This window comes from Sphingopyxis macrogoltabida, assembly GCF_001314325.1.
GTDB lineage: Bacteria > Pseudomonadota > Alphaproteobacteria > Sphingomonadales > Sphingomonadaceae > Sphingopyxis > Sphingopyxis macrogoltabida.
Genome location: NZ_CP009429.1, coordinates 1,694,648 through 1,713,216, shown reverse-complemented (window position 1 = coordinate 1,713,216; position 18,569 = coordinate 1,694,648). Strand labels below are relative to the sequence as shown.

The 18,569-nt window shown below is 65.0% G+C and carries 18 protein-coding genes; 12 read left to right on the top strand and 6 right to left on the bottom strand.

Annotated features, from left to right (window positions below; genetic code table 11):
* Positions 1-8: 8 nt before the first annotated feature.
* From LH19_RS08510 to LH19_RS08500, 3 genes are read left to right on the top strand one after another with little or no spacing between them, the layout of a single operon-like run.
* The gene (locus LH19_RS08510) at positions 9-677 is read left to right on the top strand and encodes an RBBP9/YdeN family alpha/beta hydrolase (protein WP_054727061.1); all 669 of its coding nucleotides are present in this window, start codon (positions 9-11) and stop codon (positions 675-677) included.
* A complete protein-coding gene (cysK, locus tag LH19_RS08505; RefSeq protein WP_054727059.1) occupies positions 674-1,594 on the top strand; it encodes a cysteine synthase A in 921 nt (306 codons plus the stop codon). Before LH19_RS08510 ends, cysK begins: the two co-directional genes overlap by 4 nt.
* A 9-nt stretch (positions 1,595-1,603) precedes the next feature.
* Positions 1,604-2,758 (top strand): cell wall hydrolase, encoded by a 1,155-nt coding sequence (locus LH19_RS08500; protein ID WP_054727057.1) that lies wholly within the window; start codon positions 1,604-1,606, stop codon positions 2,756-2,758.
* Positions 2,759-2,797: 39 nt separating this feature from the next.
* Here the strand turns inward: LH19_RS08500 and LH19_RS08495 are convergent, their stop codons facing one another.
* The 5 genes from LH19_RS08495 to LH19_RS08475 all read right to left on the bottom strand — a co-directional run bounded on the left by LH19_RS08495 (position 2,798) and on the right by LH19_RS08475 (position 8,706).
* The gene (locus LH19_RS08495; RefSeq protein WP_054727055.1) at positions 2,798-3,937 is read right to left on the bottom strand and encodes a zinc-binding dehydrogenase; all 1,140 of its coding nucleotides are present in this window, start codon (positions 3,935-3,937) and stop codon (positions 2,798-2,800) included.
* Between the two features lie 75 nt (positions 3,938-4,012).
* Positions 4,013-4,762 carry a 3'(2'),5'-bisphosphate nucleotidase CysQ gene (locus LH19_RS08490; protein WP_054727053.1) on the bottom strand — a complete coding sequence of 250 codons (750 nt, stop codon included), beginning with the start codon at positions 4,760-4,762 and terminating at the stop codon, positions 4,013-4,015.
* Positions 4,759-6,687, bottom strand: coding sequence for a sulfate adenylyltransferase subunit CysN (gene cysN, locus LH19_RS08485; RefSeq protein WP_054727051.1), 1,929 nt, complete (start codon positions 6,685-6,687; stop codon positions 4,759-4,761). Before cysN ends, LH19_RS08490 begins: the two co-directional genes overlap by 4 nt.
* 118 nt (positions 6,688-6,805) lie before the next feature.
* Positions 6,806-7,909 carry a sulfate adenylyltransferase subunit CysD gene (gene cysD / locus LH19_RS08480; protein WP_407696739.1) on the bottom strand — a complete coding sequence of 368 codons (1,104 nt, stop codon included), beginning with the start codon at positions 7,907-7,909 and terminating at the stop codon, positions 6,806-6,808.
* Positions 7,804-8,706 carry a LysR family transcriptional regulator gene (locus tag LH19_RS08475; protein ID WP_054727047.1) on the bottom strand — a complete coding sequence of 301 codons (903 nt, stop codon included), beginning with the start codon at positions 8,704-8,706 and terminating at the stop codon, positions 7,804-7,806. Before LH19_RS08475 ends, cysD begins: the two co-directional genes overlap by 106 nt.
* A gap of 100 nt (positions 8,707-8,806) precedes the next feature.
* Between LH19_RS08475 and LH19_RS08470 the strand changes: the two genes are divergently transcribed.
* Genes LH19_RS08470 through LH19_RS08460 form a run of 3 tightly spaced genes read left to right on the top strand, consistent with a single transcriptional unit; the run spans position 8,807 to position 10,604 of the window.
* Positions 8,807-9,976, top strand: a complete 1,170-nt coding sequence (locus LH19_RS08470) for an isovaleryl-CoA dehydrogenase (RefSeq protein WP_054727045.1) — start codon at positions 8,807-8,809, stop codon at positions 9,974-9,976.
* Positions 9,973-10,329 carry a hypothetical protein gene (locus LH19_RS08465; RefSeq protein WP_054727043.1) on the top strand — a complete coding sequence of 119 codons (357 nt, stop codon included), beginning with the start codon at positions 9,973-9,975 and terminating at the stop codon, positions 10,327-10,329. Before LH19_RS08470 ends, LH19_RS08465 begins: the two co-directional genes overlap by 4 nt.
* Entirely contained in the window at positions 10,326-10,604 is a 279-nt protein-coding gene (locus LH19_RS08460; RefSeq protein ID WP_054727041.1) for a hypothetical protein, read from the top strand. The genes LH19_RS08465 and LH19_RS08460 overlap by 4 nt, the downstream gene beginning before the upstream one ends.
* Positions 10,605-10,624: 20 nt before the next feature.
* Here LH19_RS08460 and LH19_RS08455 read toward each other — a convergent pair whose 3' ends face one another.
* Entirely contained in the window at positions 10,625-12,709 is a 2,085-nt protein-coding gene (locus LH19_RS08455) for a M13 family metallopeptidase (protein WP_054727039.1), read from the bottom strand.
* Positions 12,710-12,855: 146 nt separating this feature from the next.
* Between LH19_RS08455 and LH19_RS08450 the strand changes: the two genes are divergently transcribed.
* From LH19_RS08450 to LH19_RS08425, 6 genes are read left to right on the top strand one after another with little or no spacing between them, the layout of a single operon-like run.
* Positions 12,856-14,454: a carboxyl transferase domain-containing protein gene (locus tag LH19_RS08450; RefSeq protein WP_054727037.1), complete on the top strand. Its 1,599-nt coding sequence runs from the start codon at positions 12,856-12,858 to the stop codon at positions 14,452-14,454.
* 5 nt (positions 14,455-14,459) lie between these two features.
* Positions 14,460-14,909, top strand: a complete 450-nt coding sequence (locus LH19_RS08445; protein WP_145923413.1) for a hypothetical protein — start codon at positions 14,460-14,462, stop codon at positions 14,907-14,909.
* 19 nt (positions 14,910-14,928) lie between these two features.
* A complete protein-coding gene (locus LH19_RS08440; protein ID WP_054727033.1) occupies positions 14,929-16,803 on the top strand; it encodes an acetyl/propionyl/methylcrotonyl-CoA carboxylase subunit alpha in 1,875 nt (624 codons plus the stop codon).
* Entirely contained in the window at positions 16,800-17,258 is a 459-nt protein-coding gene (locus LH19_RS08435) for a GNAT family N-acetyltransferase (protein WP_145923414.1), read from the top strand. The genes LH19_RS08440 and LH19_RS08435 overlap by 4 nt, the downstream gene beginning before the upstream one ends.
* A gap of 4 nt (positions 17,259-17,262) precedes the next feature.
* A complete protein-coding gene (locus tag LH19_RS08430) occupies positions 17,263-17,715 on the top strand; it encodes a MaoC family dehydratase (protein ID WP_054727031.1) in 453 nt (150 codons plus the stop codon).
* Entirely contained in the window at positions 17,715-18,566 is an 852-nt protein-coding gene (locus LH19_RS08425) for an HpcH/HpaI aldolase/citrate lyase family protein (protein ID WP_054727029.1), read from the top strand. The genes LH19_RS08430 and LH19_RS08425 overlap by 1 nt, the downstream gene beginning before the upstream one ends.
* Positions 18,567-18,569 lie beyond the last annotated feature (3 nt).

The following is an 18,569-nucleotide window of genomic DNA, read 5'->3' as shown; positions in this document are numbered from 1 at the left end:
CACATGTCATGCACAGTTCGACAATCGACCATAAAATCCTGACGATACCGGGGCTCTACAACAGCGGCCCGAACCATTGGCAAAGCCTGTGGGAGCAAAAGTTCGGCGCTTGCGAGCGAATCGAGCTCGGCAACTGGAACGACCCCGACCGCGACGAATGGGTCGGGCAGATCGCCGCAGCGATGTCCGCCGAAAGCGAACCGGTGCTGATCGCGGCGCACAGCCTCGGCTGCCACGCCTTCGCGCACTGGTTTGCGCAGGCGAGCGATTTCGCGCGCGCGCGCATCGCCGGCGCGCTGCTGGTCGCGCCGCCCGAACTGTCACAGCTCCGGCGCGACAACCGTGCTACCAGCTTCGCCGATTCCCCCTCCTTCACGTCGCAGACGCCGATGATCGTCGTGGCGAGCGACAACGACCCTTATGCCAAGACATCGCACGTCTGGCGCCTGTCGCGGCAGTGGGACGCGCGTTTCGTCAACGCGGGACCGTTCGGCCATATCAACGCCGACTCCGGCATCGGCGATTGGCCTTATGGACAGTATCTGCTCGCATCGTTACAACCCGCGCCCGTACCGGCGCTCACGGACGAGGCGCTCTGGCTTCGTGCCGGAGACTGGCCGAACCGCGTCCGCCGCGACCCGCGGTTCGAATTCAAGGAAAGAGCGCACCGATCATGAAAGCCAATTCGATCCTCGATACCATCGGGAACACGCCGCACATTCGCGTCGCAAAGCTGTTCCCCGACGCCGAAGTCTGGGTGAAGTCGGAACGCAGCAATCCCGGCGGGTCGATCAAGGATCGCATCGGGCTGGCGATGATCGAGGCCGCCGAAAAGGACGGCAGCCTGAAGCCCGGCGGTACTATCGTCGAGCCGACGTCGGGGAACACCGGCATCGGCCTCGCGATGGCTGCGGCGGTCAAGGGTTACAAGCTGGTGCTCGTCATGCCCGAAAGCATGTCGGTCGAACGCCGCCGGTTGATGCTTGCCTATGGCGCGACGTTCGACCTGACCCCGCGCGAAAAGGGCATGAAGGGCGCGATCGAACGCGCGATCGAACTGGTCGAGACGACGCCCGGCGCATGGATGCCGCAGCAGTTCGAGAACGAAGCCAATATCGAGGTCCACGTCCGCACCACCGGCCCCGAAATCTATGAGGATTTCAAGGACACGCCGATCGACGTATTGATCACCGGAGTGGGTACCGGCGGCCATATCACCGGCACGGCACAGTTCCTGAAGCAGCATTGGCCGAACCTGAAAGTGTTTGCGGTCGAGCCGGAAGCATCGCCGGTCATCTCCGGCGGACAGCCCGCGCCGCACCCGATCCAGGGTATCGGTGCAGGCTTCATTCCGCGCAACCTGCACACCGATCTGCTCGACGGCGTGATCAAGGTCGACGCGGCCGCCGCAAAGGATTTCGCACGCCGCACCGCGACCGAGGAAGGCATGCTGGTCGGCATTTCGTCGGGCGCGACGCTCGCCGCGATTGCGCAGAAGCTCGCCGAACTGCCGGCAGGGAGCCGGGTGCTCGGGTTCAACTATGACACCGGCGAGCGTTACCTGTCGGTTCCCGATTTCCTTCCCGAGATCTGATCCTCCTGCATGCGCCCCGAGGGCGATCCGGTGACGTTGCCATTGTGGCGCGAACGGTCGGGCTGGCTGTTCGTGCTGCTGACGGCTGTCGCGATCGCGCTGGTGCTGTACCTTAGCGGCCAGACCGGCGGCGGCGGTGTGGCGACGCGCCCGCATCCGGTCGCGCCTCCCGCCGATATCGTCCCCGATGTGCTGCCGATGGAGCTGGCGCCCGTCACCGAGGATGATGCGCGCGCAGCCAATGCAAAAATCCCTCTGATAACCAAGGATTTTGCGACGCCCCGCCCCTTCGTCTATGCCGGCGATGGCGATGCACGCAGCCGCGCTCGCGACTGTCTGGCGGCGGCGATGCTTTACGAGGCGGGCGACGACAGCAAGGGGCAGCTCGCGGTAGGCCAGGTCATCATCAACCGCGCGCGTCATCCCGCCTTTCCCAAGTCGATTTGCGGCGTCGTCTTCCAGGGTTCCGAACGCAGCACCGGTTGCCAGTTCACCTTCACCTGCGACGGCGCACTCAGCCGCCGCTATTCTGATGCGGCGTGGACGCGCGCGCAGGTCAATGCCGACATGATGATGTCGGGCCTCACCTACCCCGCCGTCGGGCTTGCCACCCATTATCACACCGACTGGGTCCGCCCGTACTGGAGCGACAGCCTCGAAAAGATCGCGATCGTCGATACGCACCTGTTCTTCCGCTGGCCGGGATATTGGGGAACGCCCGGCGCGTTCCGCGGCGCCGTGTCCGGAAGCGATGGCCCGATCGCCAAGATGGCGGCGCTTTCGCCGCTCCACGCGCTGGCGCTGGGAGTTGCGCCTACCGAGCTTGCGGGCGTTGATGCCAATGCCGCACTCGGCGAGGCCAAGGTGATCGCCGGTGCGGGCGAAGCCGCGGGCCGCGACACCATCTATGTCGCGCTCGACCGCAAGGCGGCACCCGAAAGCTTCGTCACCACCGCGCTGCGCCTCTGCGGCGACAAGCCCTATTGCAAGTTCATGGGCTGGACCAACCCGACACTGAAACCCGACAGCGATGCGATGAGCGACATGCAGCGCGCCGCGATGACCTTTTCCTATCTCCGCGACGACAAGGCAGGGTTCGAAAAGGCGCTGTGGAACTGCAGTGAATATAAGCGCGACGATGCGCGGCAGTGTATGAAACGCTGAGGCCGGTTCCCCGGCTTTCGCCGGGGCACCGCCTGCTTGTCAGCCGTGCGGCTTGAGCAGATATTTCTCGCCGGTGCGTTTGGCATTATAGGCCTGCGCCGTGTCGATATCCAGCGCCTCGGCCAGCGAGATTTCGTGGCTGTAGTGGCTTTTGAACGTTGTCGTCAGTTCATCGACGACCCGCTTGCGCATCCGGCCCACGACCTCCATGCCCGCCTTGGCCATGAAGGGCGTCAGCAGGAACCCGCCGAGCGCCCAGGTCAGGCCAAAGCTGCGCGCCGAGAAGGTCGTCGGCGACAGGTCGAGCGCGCCATAGATATAGACCTGCTTGAACGTGTCCGAGCCGTAGCGGCTGTAGCTCGTCATCCGCTTGACCGCCGCGGCTTCCATCGCGGTCAGCACCTGCCCGGCGAGCTTGCCGCCGCCGGTCGCATCGAAACCGAGTGTGGCCCCCGTTTCGACGATTGCGTCGACCAGCCGCTCCATGAAATCGTCGGTGCTGCTGTTGACGATATATTTCGCGCCGATGGCCTTCAGTATCTCGACCTGCGCGTCGCTGCGGACGATGTTGACGAGCGGGATGCCATCCTTGGCGCAGATCTTGACGAGCATCTGGCCGAGATTCGATGCCGCGGCGGTGTGGACGATCGCGCTGTGGTTCTCCATTCGCATCGTCTCGGTGAAAGCCAGCGAAGTGAGCGGATTGACGAAGCAGGAGGCACCGTCGGCTGGGTCGGTGCCGTCGGGAAGCGGCATCACCATCTGCACGGGCAGGCAGCGATATTCGGCGTACATTTCGCCGCCGAGCAGCGCGACGGTCTTGCCGAGCAGCGCCTGCGCCTCCGGTGAATCGCCGACCTTCACGACCAGCCCGCAGCCTTCGTTGCCAATCGCCATGGCCTCGCCGACACGGCCGCTCATCGCGCGCATTCCCGCGGGCGGGACATCGGCAGTGAGCACGGGGAGGCCGTCGCGCGTCGATGCCTGCGCTGTCGTCATGTCGGCACCACCGAACAGCAGGCCCAAGTCGGACGGGTTGATCGGCGCCGCGAGCACCTTCACCAGCACCTCGTGCGGCTTGGGCTGCGGCATCGGCCGCCGCTCGAGCGAGACTTCGAGCTGCCCTTCGGGCTTCACCAGTGTCAGCATGACAAGGTTGGTATCAGGCAGGTCGGTCATCGCGCATCTCCCGTTGTTCAGTTTTTCGATGCAACGGATTAGGGCGCGGTCTTCCCGCTGGCAATGGGGCGCGGGTCAGTCCGGTGAATATTCCGCCGCGAACCGCAACACTTCATCGGCCAGTTCCTTCCGGCAGATCAGCAGGTCGGGCAGATAGGTATCGGCATTGTTGTAGCGGAGCGGCGAGCCGTCGGCGCGGCTGACGTGAAGCCCGGCGGCCGCGGCAACCGCGGCGGGCGCGCAATTGTCCCACTCATATTGGCCGCCGGTGTGAAGGTAGATATCGGCCTCGCCGCGCACGACCGCCATCGCCTTGGCTCCCGCCGACCCCATCGGCACGAGTTCGGCGCCGAGCTTTTCGGCGACGAAGACCGCTTCGGCGGCGGGGCGCGTACGGCTGACCAGCATTTTCGGCGGCGTATTAGCGGGCTGGAGCGCGACGGGAGCCCCCGACGTCAGCGTTACATCGAGGCCGGGCAAGGCCACAGCACCAACCCGCGCGACCCCGTCGATCGCGAGTGCGACATGCACGGCCCAGTCGGCACGGCCTTCGCCATATTCGCGGGTGCCGTCGAGCGGGTCGACGATCCACACGCGGCTTTTGGTAAGGCGATCAGGGGTATCCTTGCTCTCCTCGGAGAGGACGCCGTCATCGGGTCGCTGTTCGCGCAGCGCGTCGATCAGGAACTGGTTGGCGACCTGGTCGCCGGCCTTGCCGAGCGCCTTGCCCGCGAAGAGCCCGGAGTCGCGCACCGTGAGCAGGATGCGCCCCGCGGTTTCGGCGAGATGCGCGGCGAGCGCAGCATCGTCCATGGCGGCGCTCATCCCAGCAGCCTGTCGACGATGAGGTTAGCGGCTTCATCGGGTGTCATGTTGGTGGTATCGATGCGGATTTCGGGGTTTTCGGGCGCCTCGTATGGGCTGTCGATGCCGGTGAAGTTTTTGAGCTGTCCGGCGCGGGCTTTCTTGTAGAGGCCCTTGACGTCGCGCTTCTCGGCTTCGGCGAGCGGGGTGTCGACGAAGATCTCGATAAACTCGCCCTCGGGCAGCATCGCGCGGACCATCTCGCGCTCGGCCTTGAACGGGCTGATGAACGCGGTGATGACGATCAGCCCGGCGTCGGTCATCAGCTTCGCCACCTCGCCGACGCGGCGGATATTCTCGATCCGGTCGGCCTCGGTGAAGCCGAGATCGCGGTTCAGCCCGTGGCGGACATTGTCGCCGTCGAGGAGGAAGCTGTGGCGGTTCATCCGGTGCAGCTTCTTCTCGACGAGGTTGGCGATCGTCGACTTGCCCGAGCCCGAGAGCCCGGTGAACCAGAGCAGCGCGGGACGCTGGTTCTTGAGGCCCGCGCGCATGTCGCGGTCGATGTCGGTCGCCTGCCAGTGGACATTCTGCGCCCGGCGCAGGCTGAAGTGCAGCATGCCCGCCGCGACGGTCGCGTTGGTCAGCTTGTCGATCAGGATGAAGCCGCCCAACACCTTGTTTGGGCTTGTCCTGTTGTCGCCATAGGCCTCGAAGGTGATCGGCTTGTCGGTCGACAGCTCGACGACGCCGATGCCGTTGAGGTCGAGCGTCTTCGCCGCGAGATGATCGAGCGTGTTGACGTTGATCTCGTACTTCGGTGCCTGCACCGTCGCCGAGACGCTCTGCGTCGCGAGCTTCAGCCAATAGGCGCGCCCGGGGATCATTGCCTCGTCGGCCATCCACACCAAAGTCGCCTCGAACTGGTCGGCCGCCTCGGGCGGATTGTCGGTCGCGGCGATGACGTCGCCGCGCGAGCAGTCGACCTCGTCGGCGAGCGTCAGCGTGACCGACTGGCCCGCGACAGCCTCGTTGAGGTCGCCGTCCAGCGTGACGATGCGGGCAACGGCCGTCGTCTTGCCGCTGGGCAGGATACGCACCGCGTCGCCCGGCCTGACCTTGCCGCTCGCGAGCTGGCCCGAGAAGCCGCGGAAGTCGAGGTTGGGGCGGTTGACCCACTGCACCGCCATGCGGAAGGGCTTCGCTTCGTCGGCGGCGCTGCCGACCTCGACGCTTTCCAGATGCTCGATCAGCGCCGGCCCCTTGTACCAGGGCGTATTGTCCGACAGCGCGGTGATATTGTCGCCCTTGAACCCCGAGATCGGGATCGCGGTGAAGTTCGTGATGCCGATCTCGCTCGCGAAGGCGCGGTAGGAGAGCAGGATGCGCTCGAACACCGTCTTGTCGTAATCGACAAGGTCCATCTTGTTCACCGCGAGTACGATATGCCGGATGCCGATCAGATGGGCGAGGAAGCTGTGGCGCCGCGTCTGGGTCAGCACGCCCTTGCGCGCGTCGATCAGGATGACCGCGAGGTCGGCGGTCGAAGCGCCGGTCACCATGTTGCGCGTATATTGTTCGTGCCCCGGGGTGTCGGCGACGATGAACTTGCGCTTTTCGGTGGTGAAGAAGCGGTAGGCGACGTCGATCGTGATCCCCTGCTCGCGCTCGGCGGCGAGGCCGTCGACGAGCAGCGCGAAGTCGATCTCCTGCCCCTGCGTGCCGACGCGCTTGCTGTCGGCCTCCAAGGCCGCCAGCTGGTCCTCGAAGATCATCTTGCTGTCGTAGAGCAGCCGTCCGATCAGCGTCGATTTGCCGTCGTCGACCGAGCCGCAGGTGATGAAGCGCAGCAGCGACTTTTGCTGATGCTGTTCGAGATAGGCGTCGATATCCTCGGCAATCAGCGCGTCGGTGACATAGACGGGATCGGTAGATGTTTTGGTCATATGGCCTTACTCGTCGCCCCCGCGAAGGCGGGGGCCGTTGGCATGGGTACTCTGCCGCTGGCGGCCCCCGCCTTCGCGGGGGTTGACCCTTCATCAATCTGAAGATTGACGTGGCGGGTCAAAAATACCCCTCCTGCTTCTTCTTCTCCATGCTGGCGTCGCCACCGTCCTTGTCGATGATGCGGCCCTGCCGCTCGCTGGTGGTCGTAAGGAGCATTTCCTGGATGACTTCGCTGAGCGTCGTCGCTTCGCTCTCGACCGCGCCGGTGAGCGGATAGCAACCGAGCGTGCGGAAACGCACCGAGCGCTGAACCGGCACCTCGCCTTCGTTGAGCGGAAAGCGATCGTCGTCGACCATCAGCAGCAGGCCGTCGCGCTCCACCGTCGGGCGCGGCGCGGCGAAGTAGAGCGGCACGATCGGGATATTCTCGCGCGCGATATATTGCCAGATGTCGAGCTCGGTCCAGTTGGAGATCGGAAAGACGCGGATGCTTTCGCCCTTCGCTTTCCTTGCATTGTAGAGGTTCCACAGTTCGGGCCGTTGCTTCTTCGGGTCCCAGCCGTGACTTGCGGTGCGGAAAGAGAAGATGCGCTCCTTCGCGCGGCTCTTTTCCTCGTCGCGCCGTGCGCCGCCGAAAGCGACGTCGAAGCCGTGGAGGTCGAGCGCCTGTTTCAGACCCTCGGTCTTCCACATGTCGGTGTGCAGCGGACCATGGTCGAACGGGTTGATCCCCCGCGCCTTCGCCTCGGGGTTCTGGTAGACGATCAGCTCCATGCCGCTTTCGGCCGCCATCCGGTCGCGGAGGTCATACATCGCCTGAAACTTCCACGTCGTGTCGACGTGCAGCAGCGGAAACGGCGGCGGCGAAGGATAAAAGGCCTTGCGCGCCAGATGCAGCATCACCGCACTGTCCTTGCCAACACTGTACAGCATCACGGGCTTCACAGCATCCGCCAGCACTTCGCGCATGATATGGATGCTCTCCGCCTCAAGACGGTCCAAATGGGTCAGCGTATCGGTCATGTCCCGCCCTTGCCGCCGCTCATGTCGGCGGGCAAGCTGTATGGGCTTTTGGCGCTGCAAGCCAGACTTGTGGCCCCCTGCCCACCGCAGGGTCAGGCCGCCCCTTCGACTTTCATCTCGCGCCAGTCGGCGGCGATGCTGGCAATCGTTTCCAGGCCATGCGCCAGCCGCGGCTCGACCTCGGGAAGCGCGGCCCAGGCCGGGTCGAGGATCAACCCCAGCTCGCGACGGAAGTCGTAACCCGCAACTTTCAGCGGAACGATGCCCTCGATCGCCAGCGACACCGGCGCCGTGGTGATACCGACCCCGGCGGCAACCATGCGCAGGCAGCGGTCGTCGCTGTCGCTGCGCAGCGCAAAGCGCGGACGGACGCCGTGGCGCGTGAAGAACCGGCTCGTCGCATCGAGAAATTCGCACGACCGGCGCGCGATCATGGTCTCGGCCGCCAGTTCTTCGGGTGCGACCTCGACCCGGCCCGCGAGCGGGTGGTCGGTCGCGACGAACATTGTCAGCGGCTCTTCGTAAAGCGGCAGGATATGCGGCCCGCGCTCATCGGGGCGGAGCGGCAAAAGCGCCATGTTGACGCGGCCGCTACCGACCGCCGAACGCAGGTCGGATTCGGTGCTTTCGGCCAGCTCGATGGCAAAGCCAGGACGAAGCACGGTGGCAAGCGCCTGCAGCAACTCGCCGGGCGCCGAGCGGATCGTGCCGAGCTTGAGCCCGGTGGCGTCGCCGTCGGCGCTACGGCCGAAGCGGTCGGCGGCGTGAAACCCGCGTTCGAGGTCGCGCGCAATCGGCAGGAAGCGTCCGCCCGCCTCGGTCAGCCGGATCTGGCGGCGGTTGCGGATGAACAGCGGCGTGCCAACGAGCTTTTCGAGTTCGGCGATGCCGGTCGACAGCGCCGGCTGGGTCACCCGGATGCGCAGCGCGGCCTGCGTGAAACTGCCGGCATCGACGACGGCGAGGAACTGGCGGATATGGGTGCGCTTTATCATAAATTCTTCTTATGATAATCCTGCAATCGTTTCAATTTCCATATGGTACGCTTTTCGGGCACTATCGCGCCTTCATCCCGCCCTATCGATAGGCTGATCCATGCGCGCTACCCCCGATTTCGACTTCGCCCTCGGTGAAAATGCCGACATGATCCGCGACACGACCGCCCGTTTCGCGGACGAACAGATCGCGCCGCTGGCCGACAAGGCCGACCGTGAGGACTGGTTCCCGCGCGACGAACTGTGGACGCAGATGGGCGAGCTCGGCCTGCACGGCATTACCGTCGAGGAAGAATGGGGCGGTCTCAACCTCGGCTATCTCGAACATGTCATCGCGGTCGAGGAAGTGTCGCGGGCGAGCGGCGCGATCGGCCTCTCCTACGGCGCGCATTCGAACCTGTGCGTCAATCAGATACGCCGCTGGGGCAATGCCGAACAGAAGGCGAAATATCTGCCCAAGCTGATCTCGGGCGAGCATGTCGGCAGCCTCGCGATGTCGGAAGCTGGCGCCGGCAGCGACGTCGTGTCGATGAAGCTGAAGGCGGAGCAGAAGGGCGACCGCTTCGTCCTCAACGGCACCAAATTCTGGATCACCAACGCGACCTGCGCCGATACGCTGGTCGTCTATGCCAAGACGAGCCCCGAGGCGGGATCGCGCGGCATCACTGCCTTCCTGATCGAGAAGGACATGCCGGGCTTCAGCATCGGGCAAAAGATCGACAAGGTCGGGATGCGCGGTTCGCCGACCGCCGAGCTCGTTTTCGCCGACTGCGAAGTGCCCGCCGAGCAGGTCATGGGACCCGAGAACGGCGGCGTCGGCGTGCTGATGTCGGGGCTGGACTATGAGCGCGTCGTGCTCGCCGGGCTCCAGCTCGGCATCATGCAGGCCTGCCTCGATACGGTCATCCCCTATGTTCGCGAACGTAAGCAGTTCGGCAAGCCGATCGGGTCGTTCCAGCTCATGCAGGCGAAAGTCGCCGACATGTATGTCGCGCTCCAGTCGGCGCGCTCTTATGTCTATAATGTCGCCAAGGCTTGCGACGCCGGACAGACGACGCGCTTCGACGCCGCGGGCTGCATCCTGCTCGCCAGCGAGAGCGCGGTGAAGGTAGCGGGCGAAGCGATCCAGGCACTGGGCGGCGCGGGCTATACCAAGGACTGGCCGGTCGAACGTTTCTGGCGCGATGCCAAGTTGCTCGACATCGGTGCGGGGACGAACGAGATCCGCCGCATGCTGATCGGCCGCGAACTGATCGGCGCCGGCGCGTGATCTGGCTCTGGCTGTCGGCCGCCTTCATGGTGACGACGGCCGGGGTTCATTCGGTGCTGGGATACCGGCGGCTGATCGTGCCATTGCTGCGCAGCGAAGCGGGGCCGCTTGCCGATCCGCTGTCGCGGCGGATTATCCGTTTTGCCTGGCATGCGACGTCCGTCCTGATGCTGATTTCGGCGGCCGCCGTGGCCTGGCCGGGCACGTCGCCGAGCCTGTTGACCGTAATCGGCGCGGCATGGCTCGCGACGGGGCTGGTCAACGCCGCATATACACGCGGCCGCCATATCGCATGGCCTGCGCTCGGCAGCTCGGGCATCTTCGCGCTGATCGGCGCGTTGGCATTATCATGAACCAGACGCTGCTCGACGCCCTCCAATATTATGGCGCCGCCGCCGCGACGCTGGCGGCGTTGCTCGTCTCGCTCAACCTCGGCGAGCGGTGGAATGGCTGGGCGTTCGTGATCTTCGTAACGAGCAGCCTTGCCCTGATCGCGTGGGGGTTCCTTCAACCCGACAGCGAAGGCATCGGGTGGCAGAATGTCGCGCTGCTCTGCATCAACCTCGTCGGCGTCTACAGTCACCTGATCCGGAAAAAACCGGCTGCAAAGGATGAGGGCGGCGCATGACGCACCGCCCCGCGTCCCCGTTATCCCCAGACGCGCACGCGCTTGTCGGGCGCGAGGTAGAGCTTGTCGCCCTCGCGAACGTCGAACGCCTTGTACCACGCGTCGAGGTTGCGCACCGTCAGCGCGCGATACATGCCGGGCGCATGGCCGTCGGTCGCCACCCGCTGGCGCAGCGCCTCGTCGCGCATCTTGGTCGCCCAGGTCTGCGCAAAGGCGATGAAGAAACGCTGGTCGCCGGTGAAGCCGTCGATCACCGGCGCTTCTTTGCCCTTCAGCGAGGCATGATAGGCGTCGTAGGCGGCCTGCAACCCCGCAACGTCGGCGATATTCTCCCCCAGCGTCAGCTTGCCGTTGAGCGCGAGGTCGGGGAACGGCTTGTATCCGTCATATTGCGCCGCCAGCGCCGCGCCCGCGGCGTTGAACTTCGCCAGATCCGCCGCGGTCCACCAGTTGCGCAGCGCGCCGGTCGAATCGAACGCCGCGCCATTGTTGTCGAAGCTGTGGCTGATCTCGTGGCCGATGACCGCACCGATCGCGCCATAATTATACGCGGGGTCGGCGGAGGCGTTGAAGAAGGGCGGTTGCAGGATCGCGGCGGGGAAGTTCAGCGCGTTCTGGACCGGCAGGTTCACGGCGTTGACCGTCTGCGGGACCATCCACCATTCGCCCTTGTCCATCGGCTTGCCGATCTTGGCGAGTTGGTGGGCATATTCGGCCCGCTGCCCCGCGACCTCGTTCGCATAGGCGTCGGCGGCGCTGACGGTATAGCTGCCGTAATCGCGCCAGCTTTCGGGATAGCCCACCCCGACCGCGATCGTTTCGACCTTCTTGATCGCCTCCTTCTTGGTTTCGGGCGCCATCCAGTCGATCGTCTCGACGCGCTTGGCAAAGGCGGACTTGATGTTCGTCACCATGTCGCCGACTTCGGCCTTGGCGGAGGCGGGGAAATATTTATCGGCATAGGCTTTGCCCACCGCATCGCCCAGATAGGTGTCGAGCGCCGCGAGTGCGCGCTTGTCGCGGCTGCGCTGTTGCGGCGTGCCCGACAGCGTCGTGCCGTAAAAGGCGAAATGGGCATTGTCGATCGCACTCGGCAGCACGTCGGCGTGGCTGTTGATCTGGTGGAACGCCAGCCAGTCCTTCCACGCCTCGAGCGGCTGCGACGCCACCAGCGCCGACAGGTTGGTGATCGCTGCGCCGTGATAGGCGCCGAACTTACCCGCACCGTCGAGCTTCGCGGCGGCGAAGAAGGCCGGCCAGTCGATGCCCGGCGCCTTCTTCGCGAAATCATCCTTGGTCCACACGCCGGCGGATTTGGTGAAATCCTCGCTCTGTTCGCGCGTGACGTGCGCCTTGGCGATCTTGACCTCGAGATCGTAGATGCGCTTGGCCTTCGCCTCGGCATCGGCCTGCCCCGCTGCGGTCAGCAGCTTGGCGATATAGGCCTGATATTGGGTGCGTATGCCCGCCATCTTCGGATCGGACGACAGATAATATTCGCGCTCGGGCAAGCCGAGACCGCCCTGCAACATATAGGGAATGGTGTCGCCGGGGGTTGCGAGCCCCTGCGTCACGAAGATGCCGAACAGGTTTTCGGTGAAGAAATTCGTCGCGTTGAGCGGATCGACGTCGGCGCGAACCTGTTCGCCGAGTATCTTCGACAGGGTGGCCTTGTCGGCGATCGCATCGAAGCGCGCGAGGTCGGCCGCGACGGGCTTCATCCCCGCAGCGTCGATCGCCTTCGTGTCGGTGTAGGCCTTGTAGAAGGCGGCGATGCGGCCTTCGTTGGTGTCGGCGCCGGCATTGCCCTTGACGATCGCGTCGATCAGTTCGCGGTTCCGCTTTTCGGTTTCGAGCTGGGCGACGAGAAAGGCGCCGATCGACGAGCGGTCGGCGGGAATTTCGGTCGTTTTCTGCCAGTTGCCATTGGCATAGGCGTAGAAGTCGTCGCCGGGTTTGACGGCGGTGTCCATCGCGGCCTTGTTGATGCCGATCCCGGTGCCGACGGTATAGCTCGCTTCCTGCTTGTCGCCCTTCGAACAGGCGACGGGCCCCGCGACGATCGCGGCAGTGGACAGCAGGATGGCAAAGACGGTCTTTTTCATAACGAAAACCTTGCTTTCATGGGGACAGGCGAAGGGTCTAGGCCTGCGGCAACCCGGTTTCAATACCAACCAATTTCGGCCTGCGGTCCTTTGCAATCGACGAGCGGGGGATTAGTCCGGCGGGCAGTGACAGGAGAATTTTCGACGTGAGCGCACCAGTACTCGGAACCACGGTCCATCGCGACAGCGAGACCTATCGCGCCAACGACGCGCACAACCGCGCGCTGCGCGACGAGTTGTGGGCGCGCGTCGGCGAGGCAGCGCTCGGCGGCAATGAAAAGGCGCGCGAGCGGCACACCAGCCGTGGCAAGCTGCTCCCCCGTCAGCGGGTCGAGCGGGTGCTCGACCAGGGATCGCCCTTCCTCGAAATCGGCCAGCTCGCGGCGGGCGACATGTATGAGGGCGAGGTTCCGGGCGCCGGCATGATCGCCGGCATCGGCCGCGTTTCGGGCCGCCAGTGCATGATCGTCTGCAACGATGCGACGGTGAAGGGCGGCACCTATTACCCGATGACGGTCAAGAAGCACCTTCGCGCGCAGGAGATTGCCGAGGCGAACCGCCTGCCGTGCATCTATCTGGTCGACTCGGGCGGCGCCAACCTGCCGCATCAGGATCAGGTGTTTCCCGACCGCGACCATTTCGGGCGCATCTTCTTCAATCAGGCCAATATGTCGGCGAAGCGCATCCCGCAGATCGCCTGCGTGATGGGAAGCTGCACCGCCGGCGGCGCCTATGTTCCCGCGATGAGCGACGAGACGGTGATCGTCCGCAATCAGGGCACGATCTTCCTAGCCGGACCGCCGCTGGTCAAGGCGGCGACGGGCGAAGAGATCAGCGCCGAGGATTTGGGCGGCGGCGACCTGCACGCCAAAAAGTCGGGCGTCGTCGACCATCTTGCCGAGAATGACGAGCATGCGCTGACCATCGTCCGCGACATCGTCAGCCACCTCGGCGAGGAAACCGGGTTCGAGGTCGCGATCAAGGAACCGCGGGCGCCGAAATACGACGCGGAAGAACTCTATGGCATCGTCCCGAGCGACGTGCGCGCGCCCTACGACGTCCACGAAGTGATCGCACGCATCGTCGACGGTAGCGAATTTCACGAGTTCAAGGCGAATTACGGGTCGAGCCTCGTCTGCGGCTTTGCGCACATCTGGGGCATCCCGGTCGCGATCCTCGCCAACAACGGCGTGCTGTTCAGCGAGAGCGCGGTCAAGGGCGCGCACTTCATCGAACTTGCGCAGCAGCGGCGCATTCCCCTGCTCTTCCTCCAGAATATTTCGGGCTTCATGGTCGGCGGCAAATATGAGGCCGAGGGTATCGCGAAGCATGGCGCGAAGCTGGTGACCGCAGTGGCAACCGCGACGGTGCCGAAGATCACTGTGCTGATCGGCGGCAGCTTCGGCGCCGGCAATTACGGCATGTGCGGCCGCGCCTATAGCCCGCGCTTCCTCTTTAGCTGGCCCAATGCGCGGATCAGCGTGATGGGCGGCGAACAGGCCGCGTCGGTGCTGGCGACCGTCCACCGCGACGCCGACAAATGGACGCCCGAAGAGGCCGAAGCCTTCAAGGCGCCGATCCGCCAGAAATATGAGGACGAAGGCAATCCCTATCACGCCACCGCGCGCCTGTGGGACGATGGCATCATCGACCCAGCGCAGACGCGCGACGTGCTGGGTCTTGCCTTCGCCGCAACGCTGAACGCCCCGGTTGAAGACCGCGGGTTTGGCGTGTTCAGGATGTGACCGGGATGGCCCTGTTTTCGAAATCCTTGCCCCGGGTTCCGCTAGCTTGCCTCTTGGCCATGACACCGCTTGTCGCCCATGCCGCACCCGAACCGGCCTTCACTCCGGCAACGCTGGTGATCAGCTCCACCGATGGACAAAGTCGCGAAGTAGAGGTGCGTAGCGCACGCCAACTTCGAAACGCGATCCAACCCTGCTTTCGCAAAATACAGTGCGAAGAGATCAGCGTCGAAACCTGCGATCGTTGTTTCATGACTGCGGAAGCGGTGTATGGCGGTTATCTCGTCCAGTCGCGGCTGGGGCCACCCGGGCCGCTTTACGATCTCATCGACGACAGGCCCGGACGGCAAAACACTGCGACGTTCAGCTTGAGCGATCTGACGACCCTGTTTGTCGACTATCTCACCGATCGAAAGACCATTCCGCTGGCCTGGCGCGACACGGGGCAGATTTGAAAGCACATTGGATAAACCCATGATCAACTCTCTTCTCATCGCCAATCGTGGCGAAATCGCCTGCCGTATCATCCGCACCGCGCGGGCGATGGGCGTCCGCACCGTTGCCGTCTATTCGGACGCCGATGCCAATGCGCTGCATGTCCGTATGGCGGATGAGGCTGTGCACATCGGGCCTTCGCCAGCACGCGAAAGCTATTTGATCGGCGAAAAGATCATCGCCGCCGCGAAGGCGACCGGTGCCGAGGCGATCCACCCCGGCTACGGCTTCCTCTCCGAAAATGCCGAGTTCGCGCAGGCGGTGCTCGACGCCGGGCTCGTCTGGGTCGGACCGAAACCGTCTTCGATCACGGCGATGGGCCTCAAGGATGCCGCGAAAAAGCTGATGGCCGATGCCGGGGTGCCGGTGACGCCGGGCTATATGGGCGAGAATCAGGACCCGGCCTTCCTTGCCGAGCAAGCCGCGAGCATCGGCTATCCGGTGCTGATCAAGGCGGTGGCGGGCGGCGGCGGCAAGGGGATGCGCAAGGTCGATGCCGCGGCCGATTTCGCCGACGCGCTTGCTTCTTGCCAGCGCGAGGCGGCCGCCTCGTTCGGCAACGACCATGTGCTGATCGAAAAATATATCCTGAGCCCGCGCCATATCGAGGTGCAAATCTTCGGCGATACCCACGGCAATATCGTCCATCTGTTCGAACGCGACTGCTCGTTGCAGCGGCGGCACCAGAAGGTGATCGAGGAAGCCCCCGCCCCCGGCATGGACGAGGAAACGCGCGAGGCGCTGTGCGCCGCAGCGGTCCGCGCCGGACAGGCGGTCGATTATGTCGGCGCCGGGACGATCGAGTTCATCGCCGACGGCAGCGAGGGTCTGCGCGCCGACCGCATCTGGTTCATGGAGATGAACACGCGCCTGCAGGTCGAACATCCGGTGACCGAGGCGATCACCGGCGTTGACTTGGTCGAATGGCAGCTCCGCGTTGCCAGCGGCGAGCCGCTACCGCTGCGGCAGGAGGATCTGTACATCAACGGCTGGGCGATGGAGGCGCGCCTCTATGCCGAGGACCCCGCAACGGGCTTCCTGCCGAGCACCGGCAAACTCGACGTGCTGCTGCGGCCGATGTCGTCGCGCGTCGACACGGGGATCGAGGAGGGCAGCGAGGTTTCGCCCTTCTATGACCCGATGATCGCCAAGGTGATCACCCACGCCGGCCAGCGCGAGGAAGCGATCGACGACCTGCGTTACGAACTGTCGAAGCTGGGCGTCTGGCCGGTCAAGACCAACGCCGGCTTCCTGCACCGCCTGCTGGGCGATGCGGATTTCGAACGCGGCGATGTCGACACCGGCCTCATCGAGCGGCGCGGCGAGGCGCTGATGGCCACCCCCCTGCCCCCGGCGACTGAATTGACGGCGGCGGCGGCGCAGCTCGAGGACGAGGCCGCTGTGCCGCGCGCGCTTGCGGGTTTCCGCCTCAACCGTACGGCAGACACCAGCCGCGCGCTGCGGGTCAATGGCCAACGTGTCGAATATGAGGCGGATGCGCGCGCCGACGGTTATTTCGCCAGCCATTTCGAACCCTTCGACGGCGGCGCGGCGCTGCTGATGGTGCATGAAGGCACGACGATGATCGTCGCGCCCGACCGCACCGACGGCGCGGCGAGCGGCGCGGCGGGGGACGGCGCCATCCTGTCGCCGATGCCCGGCAAGGTCATCGCGGTCGAGGTCGCGGCGGGTGACACCGTCGTGAAGGGCCAGAAGCTGCTGACGCTCGAAGCGATGAAGATGGAGCATAGCCTGACCGCGCCGTTCGACGGCGTCGTTGCCGAGCTCAATGCCGAAGCGGGTGCGCAGGTGCAGGTCGAGGCCTTGCTCGTCCGGATCGAGGCGGCCGAGTGAGCGCGTTGATCCTGCGCGACGCGACCGCGGAGGATCTGCCCGCCATCCTTGCGATGCTCGCGGAGGATACCATTCCGCCGCAGCGCGAGGCGCCGCCGGACGACCCGCGTTATCGCGCGGCGTTCGAGGCGATCGATGCCGACCCCAACCAGCGGCTGATCGCCGCCGAATTGTGTGGCCGCGTCGTCGGGACGATGCAATTGAGCTTCCTTCCCGGGCTTTCCTTTTGCGGAAGCTGGCGCGGGCTGATCGAGGCGGTGCGCATCGCTCCCGACCTGCGCGGCCAAAGGCTTGGCGAGCAGATGATCCTGTGGGCGGTAGACCAATGCCGCGCCCGCGACTGCAAGCTCGTCCAGCTCACTTCGTCGGCGAGCCGCACTGCGGCGCACCGCTTTTACGCCCGGCTTGGTTTCGTCCAGAGCCACGTCGGCATGAAACTTCATTTGAGGGACTGAGAATATGGCAGGCAGGTTTTTCGACGAATGGCAGGTCGGCGACACGCTGGAGCATGATATCCGGCGCACGGTGACCGAAACCGACAATCTGCTGTTCACGACGATGACGCATAATCCGCAGCCGCTGCACCTCGACATCGAGGCGGCGAAGGCGTCGGAATTCGGGCAGATTCTCGTCAACGGCACCTTCACCTTCAGCCTGATGGTCGGGCTGTCGGTCGGCGATACGACGCTGGGGACGCTCGTCGCGAATCTCGGCTACGACAAACTCGTCATGCCCAAACCGGTGTTTATCGGCGACACGCTTCGGGCGACGAGCGAGGTCGTCGGTCTCAAGGAGTCCAAATCGCGGCCGAATGCGGGTATCGTCACCTTCCTGCACCGCGCGATCAATCAGCGCGGCGAAACCGTGTGTCAGTGCGAACGCTCCGCGCTGCTGAAAAAGAAGGAAAATTGATGCGCCTGCGCTCGCTCCTGTTCGTCCCCGGCGACCGCCCCGAACGCTTCGCCAAGGCGGCGGCGTCGGGCGCCGACGCGATCATCCTCGACCTTGAGGATTCGGTATCGCCCGCGAACAAGGAAGCGGCGCGCGCTGCGATCGCCGACTATCTGACCGGGGAACGCGAAGTCATCACGCTCGTCCGCGTCAATCCGCTCGACGGCCACATGACCGCTGCCGATGTCGCCGCGGTCGTCGGCGCGCGTCCCGACGCGATCATGCTGCCCAAGGCCGAGGGCGCGCCGGCTATCCAGCAACTCGACACGATCCTGCGCAGCGAGTCGGCACGCGATGCCTCGCTGCCCGCGATCCTGCCGATCGCGACCGAAACCCCGGCGGCCATCTTCACCCTCGGCAGCTATCGTGAAGTCAAGGAGCGGCTGCTCGGCTTGACCTGGGGCGCCGAAGACCTTCCCGCCGCAATCGGCGCAACCACGAGCCGCCACGACGACGGCAGCTATACCGCGCCCTATGAGGTCGCCCGCTCGCTGACCCTGTTCGCGGCGCACGGCGCGGGCGTCGCGGCGATCGACACGGTATTTCCAGCGATCAAGGACGAGGCGGGGCTTGCCGCCTATGCCGCGCGCGCGCGGCGCGACGGCTTTACCGGGATGATGGCGATCCACCCGTCGCAGGTGACGCCGATCAATGCCGCCTTCACCCCGTCGAACGACGAGGTATCGCGCGCGCAGGGGATCGTCGATGCCTTTGCCGCCAATCCCGGCGTCGGGGTGTTGCAGGTCGACGGCAAGATGGTCGACGCGCCGCACCTCAAGCAGGCGCAGCATATCCTGTCGCTGGCGGACTGAGGG

Excerpts from the sequence above, each read along its gene's own strand:
- LH19_RS08510 (WP_054727061.1), top strand. The coding sequence starts at position 9 with ATGCACAGTTCGACAATCGACCATAAAATCCTGACGATACCGGGGCTC.
- cysK (WP_054727059.1), top strand. The coding sequence starts at position 674 with ATGAAAGCCAATTCGATCCTCGATACCATCGGGAACACGCCGCACATT.
- LH19_RS08500 (WP_054727057.1), top strand. The coding sequence starts at position 1,604 with ATGCGCCCCGAGGGCGATCCGGTGACGTTGCCATTGTGGCGCGAACGG.
- LH19_RS08495 (WP_054727055.1), bottom strand. The coding sequence starts at position 3,937 with ATGACCGACCTGCCTGATACCAACCTTGTCATGCTGACACTGGTGAAG.
- LH19_RS08490 (WP_054727053.1), bottom strand. The coding sequence starts at position 4,762 with ATGAGCGCCGCCATGGACGATGCTGCGCTCGCCGCGCATCTCGCCGAA.
- cysN (WP_054727051.1), bottom strand. The coding sequence starts at position 6,687 with ATGACCAAAACATCTACCGATCCCGTCTATGTCACCGACGCGCTGATT.
- LH19_RS08475 (WP_054727047.1), bottom strand. The coding sequence starts at position 8,706 with ATGATAAAGCGCACCCATATCCGCCAGTTCCTCGCCGTCGTCGATGCC.
- LH19_RS08470 (WP_054727045.1), top strand. The coding sequence starts at position 8,807 with ATGCGCGCTACCCCCGATTTCGACTTCGCCCTCGGTGAAAATGCCGAC.
- LH19_RS08460 (WP_054727041.1), top strand. The coding sequence starts at position 10,326 with ATGAACCAGACGCTGCTCGACGCCCTCCAATATTATGGCGCCGCCGCC.
- LH19_RS08455 (WP_054727039.1), bottom strand. The coding sequence starts at position 12,709 with ATGAAAAAGACCGTCTTTGCCATCCTGCTGTCCACTGCCGCGATCGTC.
- LH19_RS08445 (WP_145923413.1), top strand. The coding sequence starts at position 14,460 with ATGGCCCTGTTTTCGAAATCCTTGCCCCGGGTTCCGCTAGCTTGCCTC.
- LH19_RS08440 (WP_054727033.1), top strand. The coding sequence starts at position 14,929 with ATGATCAACTCTCTTCTCATCGCCAATCGTGGCGAAATCGCCTGCCGT.
- LH19_RS08430 (WP_054727031.1), top strand. The coding sequence starts at position 17,263 with ATGGCAGGCAGGTTTTTCGACGAATGGCAGGTCGGCGACACGCTGGAG.
- LH19_RS08425 (WP_054727029.1), top strand. The coding sequence starts at position 17,715 with ATGCGCCTGCGCTCGCTCCTGTTCGTCCCCGGCGACCGCCCCGAACGC.